Source organism: Nonomuraea bangladeshensis (assembly GCF_039529455.1).
Lineage (GTDB): Bacteria > Actinomycetota > Actinomycetes > Streptosporangiales > Streptosporangiaceae > Nonomuraea > Nonomuraea bangladeshensis.
The window spans coordinates 838,684-857,901 of sequence record NZ_BAAAMV010000001.1; the positions used below are offsets into that span (position 1 = coordinate 838,684).

The following is a 19,218-nucleotide window of genomic DNA, read 5'->3' on the forward strand; positions in this document are numbered from 1 at the left end:
TCACAATCATGCGCAGACTTCCCGTCGAACGTGACCCGCGACGCCCCCTCGACCCCCCGCCCGCCCTCCGCGGCCTGCCGCCCATGACCCGCCTGGAGATGGCCGACGGCCACCTCGGCTGGCTCGCCACCACGCTCGACGCCGCCCGCGTGGTCCTCGGCGACCCCCGGTTCAGCGCCCGGCAGGAGCTCAAGCACCCCGCCGTACGGTCGTCGGTCGCCGTCGCCGGGTCCGGCCGCCCCGCGCCGCCGGGCTTCTTCGCCACCACCGACCCGCCCGAGCACACCCGCTACCGGCGGATGCTCACCGGCCAGTTCACGGTGCGCAGGATGCGCCTGCTGGAGCCGCGCATCGAGCGCATCGCGGCCGACCACCTCGACGCCATGGCCGCGGCGGGGCCGCCCGCCGACCTGGTGACCGCGTACGCGCTGCCGATCCCGTCCATGGTCATCTGCGAGCTGCTCGGCGTACCGTACGCCGACCACGACTTCTTCCAGGAACGCAGCCGCGAGCTGGTCGCGCCCGACGGGGACGCCGCGGGCGCGAACGCCGACCTGCACGCCTACCTCGCCGAGCTGGTGCGCCGCAAGCGGGCCGAGCCCGGCGACGACCTGATCAGCGGGCTGACCGGGGAGCTCGCCGACGACGAGCTGGCCAACGTCGCGATGATCCTGCTCGTCGCCGGGCACGAGACCACCGCGAACATGCTCGCCCTCGGCGTCCTCGCCCTGCTCACGTCCGGCCTGACGTACGAGGAGGGCGCGGAGGAGGAGCTGCTGCGCTGGCTGTCGATCCTGCACCTCGGCGCGCCCAGCCGGGCCGCGCTGGAGGACGTGGAGGTGGCCGGCGTACGGGTCGCGAAGGGCGAGACGGTGGCGCTGTCGCTGCCCATGATCAACCGCGACCCGGCCTTCTTCACCGCACCGGACACCCTCGACCCGGCCCGCCCGGACGCCCGCCGCCACCTGGCCTTCGGCCACGGCGTCCACCAGTGCCTCGGCCAGCAACTCGCCAGGAACGAGCTGCGCATCGGCTACCGCGCCCTGTTCGAGCGCTTCCCCGACCTGCGACTGGCCGTCCCCGCCACCGAGGTCCCACTCCGCCAGGACGCGGTGGTGTTCGGCGTCGGCCGCCTCCCGGTCACCTGGGATTGAAGGATCTGGTAACGGCTGATCTGGCACGACAACCAAGATCGAGGAGTGAGTGCGGGCCAGGCGTGGTGTTCACCACCGCCACGAGTTACCATCAAGTGCATATACTATTGATGGTATGTCTCAGTGGGGGATCGACCTGGAACCGGAGGTGGAGTCTTGGCTGGACGGCCTTTCTTTTCCGCTCTACCAGCGGGTCATGCGGAACGTGGACGACTACCTCGTCACAGGTGGCATCCCTGATGGGGATCATGTGAAGAAGCTGAAGGACGCCGAAGGTGTTCACGAGCTGCGTGTTGCTCTTGACCGCACGACCTGGCGGTTGACCTTCTGGAAGCCGGCCGACAAGGTGATCGTTATCCTGACAGTCTTCCGCAAGACACAGGATGGGACGCAGACCGCCGATATCGATCGTGCAATCGCTGCCAAGAAGCGATGTGAAGCAGAGCACGACCTAGCCACCACGCACGTGTTCGAGAGGAGCGCATGATGGGTCACAGCCGCTGGGAAACCTACAAGGCGAAGCGTCTGCGCGAGATGGAGGCGGATGCGCAGCCCCACGCCGAATACGAGCAGGCGGGCCGCGACCTGGAGCTCGGCAACCAGCTGCGTGAGATCCGCAAGCGCAGAGGTTTGTCGCAGAAGGTCGTGGCGGAGCGCGCCGGGATGTCCCAGCCCGCCCTGTCTCGGATCGAGGGTGGTGGCGGCATTCCGGATATAGCGACACTGCTGCGCCTCGGCGCGGCAATGGGGGTTCGATTCCGCGTCGAGCTCGTCGTTGACGACGACACCACTGAAATCGAGCCTCTAACCGTGCATCACCGACAGCTCGCGAACGCATAGGGGACTTGCTCGTCCCGAGAAGCTAGAGGATTGCGAGCGGGGTCAACGGGCTGCCGGTGCCGCCCTCGACCCGCAGCGGGGCAGCCACGAACACGAACTCCGTGCGGCCCGTCGCCGCCAGCTCCTCCAGCCACAGCAGCTCGATCAGGTGGATGCCGTGCCGGTGGAGCAGGATGAGGTGCAGGTCGTCGGCCAGGCCCTCGCCGGCCAGGCCGCGCGCGTCGAGGCCGCCGATCGCGGCGTTGTCGGCGGCCACCGCGGCGACGTCGTGGGCGGCGAGCCAGCGACCGGCCGCCGCCGACAGGCCCGGCTGGCCCGACCAGTACTCCTCGGGCGACCGCTCCCACACCTGCGGCCAGCCGGTACGGATCACCGCCACGTCCCCGGGGCGCGGCACGGCGATCTCCTCGAGTTCGCCGGGCTCGATCCGGTGCCCGGCGGGCAGGTGGTCGAGGCCGAGCCGCCGGGGCACGTCGAACAGCACCCCCCGGGCGACCACGCCGCCGACCCGCTCGATGCCGCACCGGGTGGCGCCGTACGAGCGGACGCGGGCCGCCGGATGGCCGTTGTAGAGCCGGTCGCCGGACCACATGTGGCACAGGGCGTCCATGTGGGTGGTCGTGCCGTGCGGGGTCACGACGAGGGCGTCGTCCGCCACACAGAGGCCCTCGCCGATCGGCCGCGCGCCGGCCGCGTAGTCGCCGCCGTCCACGGACATGAAGTGCTGCGGCAGCGGCCGGCCCCGCAGGTGCGGCACGGTCGTGGGCGCGGGCGAGGAGGTCGCGCCGCGGATCGGCAGGGCCAGGCTCAGCACCTCGCCGGTCGTGGCCGCGCGCAGGGCGTCGAGCACCACGGACGGGGTGAGGAGGTTCAGGGTGCCGCGCTGATCGTCTGGGCCGAATCGTCCCCAGTTGTTAGGCTCGTGAACCACGTAAGCGCTCCCTTTCCGTGGAGGTCCGATGCACTGCGATCCCCGTTTCTCCCGCGTACGCGAGGTCTTCGAACGGCACTTCGCCGACGGGGAGGAGCTCGGCGCGGCCTTCGCCGTCTACCAGGACGGCGAGCTGGTCGTGGACCTGTGGGACGGCGTCGCCGACCGGAACACCGGACGGCCCTGGGAGCGCGACACGCCCGCCTTCGCCTACTCCTGCACGAAGGCGGTCACCGCGACCGTGCTGCTGCGGCTCGCCGAGCGCGGGCTGGTGGACGTGAGCGCGCCGGTGGCCGAGGTGTGGCCGGAGTTCGCGGCGCGGGGCAAGGGGGCGATCACCGTCGAGCACCTGCTCACCCACCAGTCGGGGCTGCCGGTGCTGGAGGAGCCGGTGCCGGTGGAGGAGTTCGAGGACCAGGCCGCCATCGCGGCCCGGCTCGCCGGGCAGGAGCCGCTGTGGGAGCCGGGGACGGCGCACGGCTATCACGCGCTGACGTACGGGTTCCTGGTGGGCGAGGTGGTCCGGCGGGTGACCGGCAAGTCGGTGGGCGAGCTGGTGGCGGCGGAGATCGCCGGGCCGCTCGGACTGGAGATGTGGGTGGGCGCGCCGGACGACGTGATCTCGAGGACGGCCCGGTTGAAGGCGGCCGAACGGCCCCAGGAACTCAAGGTCACCGAGGCCGGTGCGGGGCCGGACGCGAGCGGTGCGGCCCCCAACGGGCAGGGGCGGCCCGATGACGTGTTGGCCGCGATGACCAAAGCCGCGCTCGACCCTCAGAGCCTCATGAACCGCGCCCTCGGCAACCCCGCCATGCACCGCGTCCAGGGCGGCGCGAACAACCCGATCATCCTGCGCGCCGGCTGGCCGGCCGCCGGCCTGGTGACCACGGCCAGGGGCCTGGCCGGCTTCTACCGCTCCCTCGCCGCCGGCGACATCCTCAGCCCCGGGACGCTGCGCGAGGCCACCCGTACCCGGGTGAACGGCCCCGACCGCGTCCTGCTCCTGGACACGGCGTTCGGGCTGGGTTACATGCGGCCGTCGCTGACGTTCCTGATGCCGTCGGCGAGCGCGTTCGGGCACAGCGGCGCGGGCGGTTCCATCGGCCTGGGCGACCCCGAGCGCGGGCTCGGCATCGCGTACGTCATGAACAAGATGGCCAACGCGCTCTCCGGCAACCTGCGCGGCATCCGCCTCGTGGAGGCGGTGTACCAGTCCATCTGAGCCGGTCAATGCATCGTGACGCCGCCGCTGACGGACAGCGTCTGGCCGGTGATGTACGCCGCCCGGTCGGTGCAGAGGAAGGCGACCAGCCCGGACACGTCCTGCGGCGTGCCGAGGCGGCGCAGCGGGATGCCCCGGGCGATCCGGTCGACCAGCCCCGGCTCGGCCGCCGAGACCCGTCGCAGCATCGGCGTGTCCGTCGGTCCCGGGCAGACCACGTTGGAGGTGACCTGGCCGCGGGCGGCCTCCCTGGCGAGCGTCTTGGCCAGCCCGAACAGGCCCGCCTTGGTGGCCGCGTAGGCGCCCTCGCCGCCGGAGCCGGCCCGCGCCCCGTCGCTGGAGACGAACACCAGCCGCCCCCAGCCCCTCGCCGTCATCCCGGGCAGCAGCAGCTTGGTCAGCAGCATGGGCCCGCGCAGGTTGACCTGCCACATGAGGTCCCACGAGGCCGGGTCGCTCTCCGCGAACGGCCCGATCACCGCGACCCCGGCATTGTGCACGAGCACGTCCACGTCCCCGGCCACGCGGACGAACGCCGTGATCGACTCCGGGTCGGTGAGGTCCAGGGCGACGGCCCGCGCGCCCGGCAGGGCGGCGGCGGCCTGCCGCGCGCCGGGCAGGTCCACGTCGGCGAGCACGACGCGGGCGCCGAGCGCGGCCAGGTCGGTGGCGATGGCCGCGCCGATCGCGCCCGCTCCTCCGGTGACGACGGCGGTCCTGCCGTCGAGCCGCATGCCGTCCATCGGGCCGCTCACTTCCACGTCCCGGCGAGGTCGGCGGCGGTGGCGCGGGTGGCGAGGAGGCTGATCGTGTTCCACAGGACGGCCCGCGCGTAGTCCTCAGGGATGCCCGCGACCGCGTTCGTGACGACCGTGACCCGGTAGCCGAGGTTGACCGCCTCCAGCGCCAGCCCGGGGATGCCGAGGTTGAGCGAGACCCCGGTGGCGACCACGGTGGAGACGCCGAGCGAGCGCAGCGTCATGTCGAGCGAGGTGCCGGTGAACGGCGAGAAGCCGTGGTGTCTGCGGCTCTCCAGGTCGCCAGGGGCGCGCAGCTCGGGCAGCACCTCGACGGCCGGGGTGCCCTCCAGCATGTGGGCGGGGTCCTTGAGGAGGGAGACGATGAAGGGGCAGTTCGCGGTGTGGGAGCCGGCCCGGTCGGCGCGGAAGGCGGCCGTGCAGTGGACGACCGGGATCGCGGCGGCGCGGGCGGCCGTGAGGAGCCGGGCGGTGTTGGGGACGACGTCGTGCCGCTCGCACGCCGCCCGCAGATCCGGAAATTTCGTGAGATCACCGACGACGCCCCGCTGCATCTCCATCACGAGCACCGCCACGCCCTCCACCCGCCCACCCCTCTCCACTTACCCGAGCGCTTGCTTGGCACAATGAGGGTATCACCGCCACCTCCCGTCATAAGGGGTTAACTCACGGCGAAATAGCCGCACTCGTGACAACCAACACCCCGGGTGAGACCGTCGAACCCAGAGACGGCCGCCGTATGGGGGTAGGACTTGGTCCCTGGTTACCGCGAAGTACGCCAGCTCGGCGCGGGCCGCACCGGCCGCGTGTTCCTCGCCACGTACGAATCGACCGGCGCCTATGTGGCGATCAAGTACCTGAACGCCACGCTGCGCAGGGACGCCGAGTTCATGGAACGCTTCCGGTCGGACACCCACCACCTGGTCGAGCTCGACCAGCCCGACATCGTCCGCCTCTACGAGTACGTCGAGACCCCGGACCGCGCGGCCCTCGTCATGGAGCTGGTGGACGGCGTGACCCTGCGCGCGCTGCTGGCCGAGCACGGCCACGTGACCCCGGAGGCCGCGCTCACCGTGCTCAAGGGCATCCTGCTGGCCCTCGCCGCCGCGCACGACAAGGGCGTGCCGCACCGCGACGTCAAGCCGGAGAACGTCCTCGTCCAGGCCGACGGCACCAGCAAGCTCACCGACTTCGGCGTCGTGGTGCACGCCGAGGAGCCGGGCGTGCCCGCGGGCAGCCCGGCGTACATGTCGCCCGAGCTGTGGACCCGGCACGAGGCCGGTCCGTCCGCCGACCTGTACGCCGCCGCCTGCACGCTGTTCGAGGCGGTCAGGGGACGGCCGCCGTTCCGCGCCGCCGGGGAGGGCGGCCAGGAGGAGCTGGACGTGCCGGCCACCAGGGACCGGCACCTGACCGAGCCGATCCCTCTGGAGGTGGTGCCGGACACGCTGCGCGACCTGCTCAGGCGCGGCCTGGCCAAGGACCCGGCCGTACGGTACGCCTCCGCCCGTGCGTTCGCCGCCGAGCTGGAGGAGGACGCGGTCGCCGGCTACGGCCCGGAATGGGAGAAACGCGGCCGCCGCCACCTGGCCGAGCTGGCCACGCTGATGGCTCTCCGCTTCCCGCTGGCGCGCACGGATCGCGCCACGAGCGGCGGCGGCGCGGCCGTGGCCCTGCGCGACCGGCTCGCGCGCATGCCGCGCCTCCCGCCGCACCTGTGGGTGACGGGCGTGCTGGTGATGGCGGTGGCGATCGGGATCGTGCTGTCGGGCGGGCGGTTGCCCACCGGGCCGGGGGCGATCCTCCTGCCGCCGCCGGAGGAGGAGAAGTCCGAGCCCGCGCCCTCACCCGCCGACGCCACGACCGGCCCCACTCCCGGCCCCGCTAAACGCCCCACGTCCCGCGCCACCGGCGAGGCCGCGCCCCGCACGCCCGCCGCCACGCCGGGCCGGACCAGCGCCGCCGCTCCGCGCCGCACCCCGCCCACCACCGCAACCGCGACCGCGCCGGCGCGGCCCACCCCCGGCCAGGCGGGCACCGGCGGGCCGCATCCCGCCGTGCGGGCGGCCACGATCACCGCCTGGAGCGGGCGGAGCGGGTCGGTGCGGGTCGCCGCCGACGGGACCGGCCAGGTGCGGCTGCGGGTGACGTACACGCGGCGCGACGGCGACGACGCCCCCGCCACGACGCTGCACCAGGAGACCCGCGTCCTGAGCGGCCACACGTCGTACACCAGCGCCGTCGGCCACGACCCCGGCACGGTGGCCTGCGGCCGGCGCGTCTACGCCGGCATCGTCGTCATGACCGAGCCCGCGTCCGGCAACGGCCCCCAGGTGAGCGAGATCCCCGTGGACGGCCCCGCCTGCCCCACCCCGTCCTCCACCCCGACCACCTCCCACTCCCCCAGCCCCGTCAACGCCCCCGCGACCGGCCCTGGAACCGGCCCCGCCACCGGCCCCGGGGAGGCCATGGACGGGCCGTCTGAGCTCGTCGGGACGCTGGCCCCCGTCGAGTGACCGGTCGCGGCCTTGCCGGGCAACCAAGCGTGCGCTAGCTTGGCAAGCGATGAGCGCCGACACCGCCACGCCCCCTCCCCCCGACCCGCCCGCTCACCTGGCCGGGTACCGGGCCGCCTGCGCGCGGGGCGAGCTGGTCGTCCAGCGCTGCGCGGGCTGCGGCCGGTGGGTGCACCTCCCCGAGGCGGCGTGCCCGTGGTGCGGCGGCGCGGAGCTGACGTACGAGCCGGTGACCTGCACGGGCGTGGTGCACACGTTCACCGTCGTGCACCGGTCGTTCGCGCCTGACTACCGGGGGCGGGAGCCGTACGTGATGGCGTGGGTGGACCTGCCCGTGGGCGTGCGCGCGTTCGGGCACGTGGTGGGGTGCGCGCCGGAGGAGGTACGCATCGGCATGCCGGTGCGGGTGACGTTCGTCGACGAGTTGCCGCATTGGAGGCCCGCGTGAAGCTGGGCAACGTGCTGATCCCGGTGGCCGACCTGGACGAGGCCATCGCCTTCTACGGGCTGCCGGTGAAGTTCCGCGACGGCGACCGGTTCGCGGCGCTGGACGGGGGCGGCGTCACGGTGGCGCTGGCCGGGCCCGCCGAGCACGTCACGCCGGGGGCGGCGCCGTCGTACAAGGTGGACGACGTGCGGGAGAGCGTGCGTGAGCTGGCCGCGCGCGGGGCCGAGGTGGTGCGCGGCCCCGAGGAGGGGCCGCACGAGCGGCGGGCCGTGCTGCGCGATCCCTCGGGAAACGTCTTCGTGCTCTATTCCCCCCTCTGAGCCCCGCCGATCTGGAGGCGCCCCCATGGCCCCATCACCGTACGGCAACTACGGCCACGCGATCCTGACCGCCGGCGCGCTGCGCACCCCCGACCGGGTGGCGCTGACGTACTGCGGCGAGCGGAGCTTCACCTACGAGGAGCTGAACGCGAACGTCAACCGCCGCGCCAACGCCCTGCTCGCCGCCGGGATCGGCCCGGGGCGGCGGGTCGCGGCGCTGCTCAACGAGACGCTGACGGTGGCCGAGGTCTATCTGGCGCAGGCCAAGATCGGGGCGGTGACGGCGGCGCTGAACCCGTACTGGCCGGTCGAGACGCTGCGGGACGTGGTCGCGGCGTCGGGCTGCACGGCGTTCGTGCACGACGCGACCGTGGCCGAGACGGTCGAGCGGATCAGGGGCTCGCTGCCCGAGGTCACCACGTGGATCGACGCCCGCGAGCTGACCGGCGGCCCGGACGCCGAGCCGCCGCTCGCCGGTTTCCACGACGACCCGCTCGCGCTCTACTACACCTCGGGCACCACCGGCCTGCCGAAGGCGGTCGTGCACACGCACGCCTCCTCGCTGGCCACGGCGCAGATCTGGCTGGACGTGCCGCGCGGCCCCGACGCGGTGTTCGGCACCGGCGCGATCATCTGGGGCATCGGCTTCCCCGCCATCGTCGGCCCCGCACTGTACGCGGGCATGCGCCTGGTGCTGGAGCAGGACTGGGGACCGGCGAACTTCCTGCGCGTCGTGCCGCGCGAACGGGTCACGCACGTGTCGCAGATCCCGTCGTTCTACGCGGCGCTGCTCGGCTCGCCGGAGCACGAGGACGTGGACCTGTCGTCCATCCGGGTGATCATGCTGGGCGGCGAGCCGCTGACCGCGCCCATGCTGGACCGGATCAAGGCCCGGCTGCCCGAGGCCGGCGTCTACTCCTATTACGGGCAGACCGAGGCCCCGTACACGTGCATGGGCCGGGTGGACGACGGCTCGACGCCGCTCGGCTCCTCCGGCCGGGCCCGCACCGGCAACGCCGTACGGGTGACGGACCCGAAGGGCCGCCGGGTGATCGACGAGGTCGGCGAGATCAACCTGGCCGGGCCGCACCGCATGGCGGGCTACGACGGCCTGCCCGAGCGGACGGCGGAGGTGCTGCGCGGCGAGTGGTACGTCGGCGGCGACCTCGGCTCCGTCTCCGCCGACGGCGTGCTGCGGGTGCTGGGCCGGCGCGAGGACGCGATCGCCAAGGGCGGCGTGTGGACGCAGCCGGCCGCGGTCGAGGAGGCCGTCGCGGCGCTCGACGGCGTGGCCGAGGCGGGAGCCGTCGGGGTGCCCGAAGGGGCGGCCGAGCAGCGCATCCTGCTGGCCGTCGTGCCGCGCGCCGGGCACTCGCTGGACGCCTCCAAGCTGGCGCTCGCCCTGGCCGACACGCTGCCGGAGCACCGGCGGCCGGACCACATCGTGGTGGCCGAGGAGCTGCCGCACACGCAGGACGCCTCGGGCGGGCCAGGGAAACTGCTCCGCAAGGCCATCCGCGACCAGTACGGGCACCTGCTCGGGTGAGCGCGCCGGAGTACGTCCAGGAGCACGTCCACGAGCACACTCTCAAGGCGATGCTGCGCGAGGCCGGGGTGCCGGTGCCGCGCGGCGTCGTGCTCCCCCCGGACACGCGGGACTTCGGCGCGGCCGGGGAGCTGACCGAGCCGCTGGTGCTGAAGGCGTTCGGGCCGCAGCTGGTGCACAAGTCCGAGTCCGGCGCGGTGACGCTCGGGCTGCGCGCGACCGAGCTGCCCCGCGCGGCGGCCCGGATGCGGGAACGGGTGCCGCACCTCGCCGGGTTCCTGGTCGAGGAGCAGGCGGCGGCCGGGCTCGAGCTGATCGTGGGCCTGGTCAGGGACGCCGCGTTCGGCCCGGTGCTGCTCGCCGGGCTGGGCGGCGTGTGGACGGAGACGCTGCGGGACACGGCGCTGCGGCTGTGCCCGGTGTCGGAGCCGGACGCGCGGCGCATGCTGGCCTCGCTGCGCGCCGCCCCGCTGCTCGCCGGAAGCAGGGGCCGGCCGCCGGTGGACCTGGCCGCGCTGGTCAAGCTGCTGCTGGCGGTCGGCGGTCCCGGCGGGCTGTGGGAGCGGCTGGAGCTCGGCGAGTTCGAGCTGAACCCGGTGATCGCGACCGCGGACGGCGTGACGGCCGTGGACGCCCGTCATCTGCCCGCCGCGCCGCCCCCGCCCGTCACGCGCGGGGGGACGGCCGACTTCCTGGCGCTGTTCGAGCCGCGCGCGGTGGCCGTCGTGGGCGCGTCCACCACGCGGCCCACCTTCGGGAACATGTTCCTCGACTTCTACCGGGCCGCCGGGGTGCCGCTGGTCGCCGTGCACCCGAAGGCGGAGGAGGTGGCGGGCGTGCCGGCCGTGCGCTCGCTCTCCGAAGCCGCCGAGACCGCGGACGTGGACTACGCGCTGGTGGCGGTGCCCGCCGAGCGCTGCCCCGAGGTGGTGGCGCAGGCGGCGGGCGTGCCGTTCGTGCAGGTGATGAGCGGCGGCTTCGGCGAGGCGGGCCGCACAGGGCTGGAGGACGAGCTGGTCGCCGCCGCCCGCGCGGCCGGCGCCCGCCTGCTCGGGCCCAACTGCATGGGCGTCTACTGCCCGCGCGGCCGGCAGACGTTCGTCGGCGGCGGGCTGGGGCCGCCGGGCTCGGTGGCGCTGATCTCGCAGAGCGGCGGCCTCGCCGGCGAGGTGATCAAGGTCGGGGAGCGGCGCGGCCTGGCCTTCAGCCGGGTCGTCACCGTCGGGAACGCCGCCGACGTCACCCCGGCCGAGCTGCTGCGCTGGCTGGCGCGGGACGAGGAGACGCGGGCCGTCGGCCTCTATCTGGAGGACCCGCGCGACGGGCGGGAGCTGTACGAGGCGCTGCGCGCGCTGGACCGGCCGGTCGTGCTGCTGGTGGGCGGGCGCACCGGCCAGGGCCGGGCGGCCGCCGCCTCGCACACCGGCGGCCTGGTGAGCGACCGGCGCCTGTGGGAGGCGGTCGCCGAGCAGGCCGGGGCGGCGCTGGTGACGAGCCAGGACGACCTCATCGGCGTGCTCGCGTACTTCCAGGCCCACGCCGCCCGCCCGGCCGACGGGGACGGGGTGCTGGTGGTCGGGCCGAGCGGCGGCGCGAGCGTGCTGGCGGCCGACGCGTTCGACGCCGCGGGGGTGTGCCTGGACCCGCTGCCCGAGGACGTGGCCGGCGAGCTGCGCGGGCTCGGCGTGGCGGCCTTCGGCAACCCCCTGGAGGCGCCGGTGGGCCCGCGTGGCCGCCCGGACCTGGTGCCCGCCGCGGTCGCGGCGATCCTGCGCGTACGGGCGTACCGCGACGTGGTGGCGCACGTCAACGTGCAGGCGTTCTTCACCTACGGCGACGCCCCCGAGGCCCTGTACGCCTACGCGCACGCGCTGGCCGCCGCCCAGGGAACGCTGCCGCGCACCAGGTTCACGCTCGTCACCAGGAACGGCGAGTGCGCGCCGCCGGGCGTCGAGGACGAGGTACGGCGCGTCGCGGCGGCGGCGGGCATCCCGGTTTACCGGTCCATGGAGGCGGCCGCGGTGGCCGTGGCGGCAGGAGGAGATCATGGGGCTGCTTGACGGCAAGGTCGCGCTGATCACCGGCGGCGCGCGGGGCATGGGCGCGGCGCACGTGCGGCTGTTCCTCGCCGAGGGCGCGCGGGTGGTGTTCGGCGACGTCCTGGACGAGGAGGGCAAGGCGCTGGCCGAGGAGACGGGCGCCGCCTACGTCCGGCACGACGTGCGCAGCGCGGCCGAGTGGCAGCAGGCCGTGGGCACCGCCGTGGGCCTGCACGGCCGGCTGGACGTGCTGGTCAACAACGCCGGCATCCTCAGGTACGGCCGCATCGCGGACATGCCGCCCGAGGAGTTCGACCGGGTGGTGGACGTCAATCTCAAGGGCGCCTGGCTGGGCGTCAAGTCGGTGATCGAGCCGTTGAGGGCGGCCGGCGGCGGCTCGATCGTGAACATCTCCTCCATCGAGGGGCTCATCGGCGCTGCGGGGCTGTCGGCGTACGCGGCCTCGAAGTTCGCGGTGCGCGGCCTCACGAAGTCGGCGGCGCGGGAGCTGGCGGGGTTCGGGATCCGGGTGAACTCTGTGCATCCCGGGGCGATCAACACGCCGATGGTGCACGATCCGGACCTCGCGCGGGAGGTGGACGCGGAGGCGTTCGTCAAGGCGATGGTGATCAAGCGCTTCGCCAAGCCGGTGGAGGTGTCGCACGTGGTGGCGTTCCTGGCCTCGGACCGGTCGAGCTACTGCACGGGCAGCGAGTTCACCGTGGACGGCGGGCTGCTCACGGGCGCGGGCTACTGATTACTAACCCTTGGGACAGTAAGATCTTTTACGGTTAAACAGCGCTCGCATGGACATTTCTGGCAGCATCCTGACCTGCGATTTCCTTGCCCCGCAGGCTTTGCCGTCCCTTTGAGCATGCTTGACCTGGTATTACGGCACGGTAACCTCGCTTCATCACGGTAGATGACAAGCCTCCGGTCTTGTCCCACCAGTCACAGGGGGCTTCTCTACCCAGTGCGGCGTGGGGCGAAACCGGCCTTGCCCGGAAGGTGCCCTCATACTTCCATGACGCCAGAGACGCAGAAGTTCATCGAGTTGCTCCAGAGCCAGCTCGGCTACGCCGAGAAGGCCGGCGCGTACACCAAGTTCGGCGACTGGTACGGCAAGAACGTCGAGTTCGACGACGCCTTCACCACCGCCCCCTGGTGCGACATGCTCCTCTCCTGGGCCGCGCACAAGCTCGGCTACGAGGAGTGGATGGGGCAGTTCGCGTGGACGGTGGAGCACGCCAAGTGGTTCAAGAAGCAGGGCGCCTGGGGCAACAAGCCCAAGCCGGGGGCGTTCGTCTTCTACGACTGGGGCGGCTCCAAGAGCATCGACCGCATCGACCACGTCGGCGTCGTGGTCCGCGTCGAGGGCAACACGATCATCACGATCGAGGGCAACATCGACGGCGGTGTCGCCAAGTACAAGAAGCGTGACACCAGCAAGGTCGTCGGCTACGGCTACCCCGACGTCGTCAAGGCCAAGCTCGACGCGAAGGCGGCGAAGAAGAAGTCCGAGGTCGAGGGGTCGCTGCCGCCCGACTCCGGCCCCGGCACCCCCACGCTCTACGTGCAGGACGGCTCGCTCACCGCGATGATCCCGCAGACCGGCGTCGAGCAGGAGAGCGGCGCGCGGCCCCCGCTCGCCGCCCGGCCCGCCGCCCCGGAGCGGAAGAGCGAGCGGACCACCGTCGCCAAGAAGCAGACCACGCCCCCGAAGAAGACCGAGCGGTCCACCGGCTCCCCCGCGGACGTGCGGGCGGGCGCGACGACGGACTCCTCGACGGGCGCCTCGACCGGCGCGACGACGACCGGCGCCGGCCCGACCCCGGCCGCCCCCGGCCAGGGGACCAAGCTGGGCAAGCACGCCAAGCCGACCACCGCCGACACGACCGCGGCCACCGCCGAGCCGCTGCCCACGCACGCCGACGCGAGCGCCACGGGACCGCTCCCGGCCATCTCCTCGCCGACGCTGATCGGCTCGACGCTGGTGGCCGCCCTGGCGCTGCTCGCCGTCGCCAAGACCCGCCAGAACCGGGTACGCGCCGCCGCTGCCGCCGCCTCCCCCGCCCCGCGTCCGGTCCCGTCCCACCGGGGACGCCGCCGCAAGCGCCGTGGCGCCGCCCTGCCCGTCACGCGGCCCGCGTGGAGCCGTACGCTCGCGTCCGGCGCCGCCGAGCTCACCACGGGGCTCGTCACGGGCCCGGCCCCGAGCCTCACGCCCGAACCGGCCACCACGGCCGGCCTCGTCGCCGCGACGGCCACCCCCGACCTGATCACCACGACGGCCGCCGACCTGGCCGCCACGTCCGCCGCCGACCTCACCGCCGCGGAGACCACGTTCGACCGCGTCGCCGCCGAGACCCTCTTCGCGCGGGAGAACGCCGACCTGTTCGCCGCCGAGACCCCGTTCGTACGGGGCGACGCCGACGTGGTCGCGGCCGGTACCTCCCCCGTCGGGGCCAGGGACGCCCGGCTCGTCGCGGCGGGCGGCAGCGGCAGCGACGCCTCGCCCGCCGAGCAGGTACGCCGCATCAGGGAGGCCCGGCCCTTCGACCCGTTCGCGGACGCCGCGCCCCTGCGCCGGGGCCGTGGCCGCCGTGCCGCCGCCCCCGACCCGCGCACCGGCATCGCGGTCGACAACCCCTACCGGCGCGCCGGCCGCCACGCCGACGCCGAGGCCTTCGGCGAGCCGGTGGACGTCGGCCCGTTCGAGCCGTGCTGGGACACCGGCCCGATGCGGCGCATCAGCGACGCCGACCCGCGCGACACGGGCGCGTTCGTCTTCGAGACCGGCCCGTTCCAGCGGATCGTCATCCCGGAGGCGACCAGCTCGTTCGACGCCTTCGCCCCCGCCTGGACCGGCGACGTCCTCGACGGCCCCGCCCCGGCGCCCGTCTCCTACCGGGGACGCCGCCGCCGCCAGGACCCGCCCGCCGAGGAGCCCTTCGTGGACCTGCTGCCGCGCGGCCGCCGGCACCGCCACGACGAGCGCGAGCTGGTCGGCGCGATCAGCGCCACCTCGACCGGCCAGCGCAGCCGGGGCCGCCACCGCGCCTAGGCGGTTCTGCCCGTCTCGAGGTCCCGCCGCAGGGCGGCTCGGTCCAGCGTGTCGAGCCGCCAGGTGCGGGACCGCAGCGTGCCCCGGTGGCGATACGCGCGCATGATCCGCACGTGCGCCGGCACCCGTACGAACGCGCGCAGATCGTCCTCCGTACGCCACACCGACAGCGAGCCGGCCCGGCGGGCGCCGACGTCCGCCCAGAGCCACATGCCCACCGCGCCGGGCAGCGTCGGCCACAGGCGGCTCAGCGACAGACCGCGCCTGGCGATGCCGGGCAGGTCGAGCAGCCGGTGCGTGCGGTAGTCCGTCAGGGCGGCGACCAGCGGGCCCGGCAGGCCGTCCGCGGGCCCGGCGATCCAGCGGGACGTCAGCACGCCGCCGCCGCCCGCCGGAGCAGGGGTTCGGCGGCGGTGCGCAGCTCGTCGCTGAACGGCGCGGGCCGCAGGGTGGCCGGGTCCAGGTTGACGTTGACGCGATAGCCCTCGGCGTGCACCACCGCGCGATCGGCCGACAGCACGCGGAAGCCGTAGACGCCGCTGGTGCGGCCCATGCGCTCGATCCAGAAGTGCACCAGCGGCTCGCCCGGCCCCGCGATGGGCACGTGGTAGGTCACCTTGAACTCGCGCACGGCCAGGAAGACGTCCTTGAACGCCGACCCGGCCAGGTCGGGGGCCCAGCCCAGGCGCTGCCAGTACGCGCTGATCGCCCGCTCGACCAGCAGGGCGTACCGGGAGTTGTGCAGCAGGCCCATGGCGTCGAGGTCGTCGAAATGCACCTGGACCGGCTCGTGCACGCCGTCTTCGGTCATGGTCAGTCCTCCGGGAGAAGCGTCGGGTCGGGGCAGAGGGCGCGCAGGCGTTGCAGCACGGCGCGGCGGGCGTGGACGAGGGAGGCCGACCCGTCGAGCAGACGGGAGTGGATGATCACCATCTCCCCGAGCGCGTCGATCTCGTACGCGAGCTGGGCGGCGTCCACGCTCTCCGCGAGCTCGCCCATCGCCACGGCCTGGGTCACCTGCCGCCGGATGAACTCCTGCCAGTCGTTCATGGCCCGCGCGACGCGGTCGCGCAACGCGCCCGGGCGGTCGTCGAACTCGGCCTGGACGGTGAAGAAGAAGCATCCGCCGGGAAGCACGCCCTCGCCGTAGAACCGCAGCCGCGCCTCGTGCAGCGCGAACAGCCGCCGTACCCCGGCCGGGGCCCGCAGGGCGGGCGCCACGATCTGCTCGGTCCACTGGCGGGCGGCCCATTCCACGGCGTCGAGCTGCAGCTGCTCCTTGTCGCGCCAATGGGCGAAAAATCCGGACTTGCTGGTGCCGGTCGCCGCCGCCAGCCGCCCCAGGGACAGCCCGTCCAGCCCTTCGACGGAGGCCAGGCTCACCGCCTGCTCCAGGATCGCCTCGCGGCTGCGCAACCCGCGCAGCCGCCGGCCGTCTTGTGTCATGAACACAAACTACATTAACGACCGATCGTTTGTATATCTCGGCCGACTCCGTACCGCGCCGCGAAGGCGGTCAGTGCCGCGACCGCGTCGCGGCCGCGCGTCCACGGCCGGACGATCAGCCGCTCCACGCCCAGCGCCGCCCACGCCGGGACCTCCTCGGGCGAGCCCAGCGCGTACGCGTGCGCCGTCACCGGCACCCCGCCCCCCAGCCGGTCGAGCTGCGGCCTGATGGAGTCGAGGGTGTGCGGCATGCTGATCCACCCGTCGCAGAGCCGCGCCGCCCGGCGCAGCGCCGCCGCCGACTCGCCGCCCGCGAGCACCGGCAGCCGGCGCTGCACCGGTTTGGGCTCGAAGGCGACCTCCGGAAAGGAGTAGAACCTGCCGGAGTGGGCGACCACCGGCTCGGTCCACAGCCGCCGTACGACCGCGACGGCCTCGTCCAGCCGCGCCCCGCGCGTCTCGAACGGGATCCCGGCCGCGTCCCACTCCCCCCGGTACCAGCCGGCCCCCACTCCGCACACGGCCCGCCCGCCCGAGACCACGTCCAGCGTGGCGAAGGCGCGCGCCGACACGAAGGGGTGGCGCAGGGCGAGGAGCTGCACGGCGGTGCCGAGCAGCACCCGGCTGGTGTGCGCGGCCAGCCAGCAGAGGTACGCGGGCGCGTCGAACAGCGGCGTCTCCGGCCTGATCCCCGGGTCGGCGCCGCCCGGGTAGCGGGCGAGCGACAGGTCCGCGGCGAACACCAGGTGCTCGGGCAGCCACACCGACTCGAACCCCAGCTCGTCGGCCGCCACCGCGACGTCCTTCCACGCGGCCGGATGCAGCAGCCCGAGCGGCACCCCGAACTTCACGGCCACCTCCGCGCGTCGCCGCCGAGCAACGCGGCCCGCAGGCGGGCGCGGTGGACGGCGCTGGTCCCGTACGCGGCCCCGAGCGACCATGCGCGGGCCAGCCAGAACCGCAGGTCCAGCTCGTCGGTGTAGCCGACGGCCCCGTGCACCTGGAGCGCGGAGCCGGCGGCGAGCGCGGCGGCCTCACCGGCGGCGGCCTTGGCGGCGCTCGCGTCCCTGCCGGCGGCGGGCGCTCCGGCGTCCAGCCCGAGCGCGGCCCGCCACACGAGCGGCGCGGCGAACTCCACGGCCACCGCCACGTCGGCGAGCCGGTGCTTGACCGCCTGGAAGGACCCGATGGGCGCGCCGAACTGCGTCCTCACCCGGGCGTAGGCCACGGAGCGCGCCAGCAGCTCCCTGGCCACGCCGACGAGCTGCGCGGCGGTCGCCACGGCGAGCCGGTGCAGCACGGGCTCGGCCGGGGCCTCCAGCGGCTCGTACACGTCGTAGGCGACGGCGAACAGCGGCCGGCAGGGATCGATCCCCGGCCTGGGAGTGATCTCGGCCGCCTCGACCAGCCGGGACCCGTCCGGGCGGAGCACCACGAGGAGGCCCGCGACGTCGGCGTCCGCCGCGTACGCCTGGCCGGGAGCGACCACGCTCACGCACGGCTCGCCGCCGGCGGCCTTGGGCAGCAGCGGCGCGGCCACGACGGTCTCCGCGACCGGCCCCGGCAGGCAGGCCCGCCCGGTCTCCTCCAGCGCGGGCAGCACGTCGGTCAGCCCGAGCCCGAGCCCGTCGTGCTCCGGCGGCACCAGCGCGGCGAAGAGGCCGAGCTCGGCGAGCCGCCGCCAGCCGGGCCGCCGCTCGGCGCGCAGCGCGGCCGGCGGGCAGGCGTCCCCGAGCACGTCGCGGACGGTCGCGCCGAAGGCGAGCTGCTCGTCGGTGAAGGCGAAGTTCATCGTGGCAGCCCCAGGACGCGTTCGGCGACGATGGTGCGCTGGATCTCGTTCGTGCCCGCGTAGATGGGCCCGGCCAGCGCGAACAGGAAGCCGTCCAGCCAGGGCGTCTCCCCGGCCCGCTCGCCCAGCAGCTCCAGGGCGAGGGCGTGCATGCGCAGGTCCAGCTCCGACCAGAAGATCTTGCCCAGGCTGGTGGCCGCCCCGGCCTCCTCGCCCGCCATGACGCGGCGCGCGGTCGCGTACGTGTGCAGCCGGTACGCCTCCGCCTCCGTCCAGCACCGCGCCGCCCGGTCGGCCGCCGCCGGGTCCCCCGACACGCGGGCCAGCGCGAGGAGCCGGTCGGCGGTGGCGAGGAAACGTCCGGGGCTGCGGAGCGTGAGGCCGCGTTCGGAGGAGGTGGTGGCCATGGCGATGGACCAGCCCTGCCCGGCCTCGCCGAGCACCATCGACTCCTCGACCCGTACGCCGTCGAAGTGCAGCTCGGCGAAGCCGGGCAGCCCGTCGAGCTGGGCGACGGGGCGGACCGCGACCTCGTCCAGGGGGAACATGAAGTAGGTCAGGCCCTTGTGCCGCGCCCCCGAGGTGCGGAAGAGGCCGAAGCCGTGGGTGGCGTGGGCGGCCCGCGAGCTCCACGTCTTGTGCCCGTGCAGCCGCCAGCCGCCGCCGGGGTCGGGCTCGGCGCGGGAGGTGAGCGCGGCGAGGTCGCTGCCCGCCTCCGGCTCCGACCACGCCTGCGCCCAGACGTCCGCGCCACCGGCCATGCGCGGCAGCCAGCGGGCGCGCTGTTCGGGGGTGCCGAACCGCATGAGGCACGGGGCCAGCAGGAAGATGCCGTTCTGGGTGACGCGGGCGGGGGCGCCGGCGGCCCAGTACTCCTCCTCGAAGATCAGCCAGTCGATGAGGGAGGCGCCGCGGCCGCCGTACTCCTCGGGCCAGGAGACCACCGAGAGCCGGGCCGCGGCGAGCCGCGCCTCCCACGCGCGGTGCGCCTGGAAGCCCTCGGCGGTGTCCATGGACGGCAGCGGCGGATCGGGGACGTTGGCGCTCAGCCAGTCGCGAACCTCGGCGCGGAAGTCCCGCTCGGCCGGGGAGAAGTCGAGATCCACAGCAACCAACCTAGCGCACGCTTGGTTGGTTGCCCA

At 74.2% G+C, this 19,218-nt stretch carries 20 protein-coding genes; 11 read left to right on the plus strand and 9 right to left on the minus strand.

Going from position 1 to position 19,218, the window contains the following annotated elements; genetic code table 11:
• Positions 1-8: 8 nt before the first annotated feature.
• The 3 genes from ABD292_RS03710 to ABD292_RS03720 all read left to right on the plus strand — a co-directional run bounded on the left by ABD292_RS03710 (position 9) and on the right by ABD292_RS03720 (position 1,994).
• Entirely contained in the window at positions 9-1,154 is a 1,146-nt protein-coding gene (locus ABD292_RS03710; RefSeq protein WP_344205190.1) for a cytochrome P450, read from the plus strand.
• A 115-nt stretch (positions 1,155-1,269) separates the two neighbouring features.
• Positions 1,270-1,641, plus strand: coding sequence for a type II toxin-antitoxin system RelE/ParE family toxin (locus ABD292_RS03715; RefSeq protein ID WP_344205191.1), 372 nt, complete (start codon positions 1,270-1,272; stop codon positions 1,639-1,641).
• Positions 1,638-1,994 carry a helix-turn-helix domain-containing protein gene (locus tag ABD292_RS03720; protein WP_344205193.1) on the plus strand — a complete coding sequence of 119 codons (357 nt, stop codon included), beginning with the start codon at positions 1,638-1,640 and terminating at the stop codon, positions 1,992-1,994. The genes ABD292_RS03715 and ABD292_RS03720 overlap by 4 nt, the downstream gene beginning before the upstream one ends.
• 22 nt (positions 1,995-2,016) lie before the next feature.
• Here the strand turns inward: ABD292_RS03720 and ABD292_RS03725 are convergent, their stop codons facing one another.
• Positions 2,017-2,925, minus strand: coding sequence for a cyclase family protein (locus ABD292_RS03725; protein WP_344205195.1), 909 nt, complete (start codon positions 2,923-2,925; stop codon positions 2,017-2,019).
• Positions 2,926-2,953: 28 nt separating this feature from the next.
• On the opposite strand from ABD292_RS03725, the gene ABD292_RS03730 reads away from it, so the two are divergent.
• A complete protein-coding gene (locus ABD292_RS03730) occupies positions 2,954-4,147 on the plus strand; it encodes a serine hydrolase domain-containing protein (RefSeq protein WP_344205196.1) in 1,194 nt (397 codons plus the stop codon).
• A 5-nt stretch (positions 4,148-4,152) separates the two neighbouring features.
• Here the strand turns inward: ABD292_RS03730 and ABD292_RS03735 are convergent, their stop codons facing one another.
• Both ABD292_RS03735 and ABD292_RS03740 read right to left on the minus strand, forming a co-directional pair.
• A complete protein-coding gene (locus tag ABD292_RS03735; RefSeq protein ID WP_344205306.1) occupies positions 4,153-4,890 on the minus strand; it encodes an SDR family NAD(P)-dependent oxidoreductase in 738 nt (245 codons plus the stop codon).
• An 8-nt stretch (positions 4,891-4,898) separates the two neighbouring features.
• Positions 4,899-5,480 (minus strand): cysteine hydrolase family protein, encoded by a 582-nt coding sequence (locus ABD292_RS03740; RefSeq protein ID WP_344205197.1) that lies wholly within the window; start codon positions 5,478-5,480, stop codon positions 4,899-4,901.
• Positions 5,481-5,657: 177 nt separating this feature from the next.
• Between ABD292_RS03740 and ABD292_RS03745 the strand changes: the two genes are divergently transcribed.
• The 7 genes from ABD292_RS03745 to ABD292_RS03775 all read left to right on the plus strand — a co-directional run bounded on the left by ABD292_RS03745 (position 5,658) and on the right by ABD292_RS03775 (position 14,838).
• Entirely contained in the window at positions 5,658-7,421 is a 1,764-nt protein-coding gene (locus ABD292_RS03745; protein WP_344205199.1) for a protein kinase domain-containing protein, read from the plus strand.
• Positions 7,422-7,470: 49 nt separating this feature from the next.
• On the plus strand, positions 7,471-7,869 hold the full coding sequence (locus tag ABD292_RS03750; RefSeq protein ID WP_344205200.1) for a Zn-ribbon domain-containing OB-fold protein: 399 nt from the start codon (positions 7,471-7,473) through the stop codon (positions 7,867-7,869).
• Positions 7,866-8,189, plus strand: coding sequence for a VOC family protein (locus tag ABD292_RS03755; RefSeq protein WP_371252946.1), 324 nt, complete (start codon positions 7,866-7,868; stop codon positions 8,187-8,189). The genes ABD292_RS03750 and ABD292_RS03755 overlap by 4 nt, the downstream gene beginning before the upstream one ends.
• A gap of 25 nt (positions 8,190-8,214) precedes the next feature.
• Positions 8,215-9,735, plus strand: a complete 1,521-nt coding sequence (locus ABD292_RS03760) for a class I adenylate-forming enzyme family protein (RefSeq protein ID WP_344205201.1) — start codon at positions 8,215-8,217, stop codon at positions 9,733-9,735.
• Positions 9,732-11,795 carry an acetate--CoA ligase family protein gene (locus tag ABD292_RS03765; protein ID WP_344205203.1) on the plus strand — a complete coding sequence of 688 codons (2,064 nt, stop codon included), beginning with the start codon at positions 9,732-9,734 and terminating at the stop codon, positions 11,793-11,795. Before ABD292_RS03760 ends, ABD292_RS03765 begins: the two co-directional genes overlap by 4 nt.
• On the plus strand, positions 11,782-12,531 hold the full coding sequence (locus ABD292_RS03770; RefSeq protein ID WP_344205205.1) for a glucose 1-dehydrogenase: 750 nt from the start codon (positions 11,782-11,784) through the stop codon (positions 12,529-12,531). The genes ABD292_RS03765 and ABD292_RS03770 overlap by 14 nt, the downstream gene beginning before the upstream one ends.
• 267 nt (positions 12,532-12,798) lie before the next feature.
• Positions 12,799-14,838, plus strand: a complete 2,040-nt coding sequence (locus ABD292_RS03775) for a CHAP domain-containing protein (protein ID WP_344205207.1) — start codon at positions 12,799-12,801, stop codon at positions 14,836-14,838.
• Here ABD292_RS03775 and ABD292_RS03780 read toward each other — a convergent pair.
• From ABD292_RS03780 to ABD292_RS03805, 6 genes are read right to left on the minus strand one after another with little or no spacing between them, the layout of a single operon-like run.
• The gene (locus ABD292_RS03780) at positions 14,835-15,215 is read right to left on the minus strand and encodes a hypothetical protein (RefSeq protein ID WP_344205209.1); all 381 of its coding nucleotides are present in this window, start codon (positions 15,213-15,215) and stop codon (positions 14,835-14,837) included. The genes ABD292_RS03775 and ABD292_RS03780 overlap by 4 nt on opposite strands.
• Entirely contained in the window at positions 15,209-15,649 is a 441-nt protein-coding gene (locus ABD292_RS03785) for an acyl-CoA thioesterase (protein ID WP_344205211.1), read from the minus strand. Before ABD292_RS03785 ends, ABD292_RS03780 begins: the two co-directional genes overlap by 7 nt.
• Before the next feature lie 2 nt (positions 15,650-15,651).
• The gene (locus tag ABD292_RS03790) at positions 15,652-16,284 is read right to left on the minus strand and encodes a TetR/AcrR family transcriptional regulator (protein WP_344205213.1); all 633 of its coding nucleotides are present in this window, start codon (positions 16,282-16,284) and stop codon (positions 15,652-15,654) included.
• A gap of 14 nt (positions 16,285-16,298) precedes the next feature.
• Positions 16,299-17,135 (minus strand): TIGR03619 family F420-dependent LLM class oxidoreductase, encoded by an 837-nt coding sequence (locus ABD292_RS03795; protein ID WP_344205214.1) that lies wholly within the window; start codon positions 17,133-17,135, stop codon positions 16,299-16,301.
• Positions 17,132-18,076 (minus strand): acyl-CoA dehydrogenase family protein, encoded by a 945-nt coding sequence (locus tag ABD292_RS03800; RefSeq protein WP_344205215.1) that lies wholly within the window; start codon positions 18,074-18,076, stop codon positions 17,132-17,134. The genes ABD292_RS03795 and ABD292_RS03800 overlap by 4 nt, the downstream gene beginning before the upstream one ends.
• Entirely contained in the window at positions 18,073-19,182 is a 1,110-nt protein-coding gene (locus ABD292_RS03805) for an acyl-CoA dehydrogenase family protein (protein WP_344205216.1), read from the minus strand. The genes ABD292_RS03800 and ABD292_RS03805 overlap by 4 nt, the downstream gene beginning before the upstream one ends.
• Between the last annotated feature and the right edge of the window lie 36 nt (positions 19,183-19,218).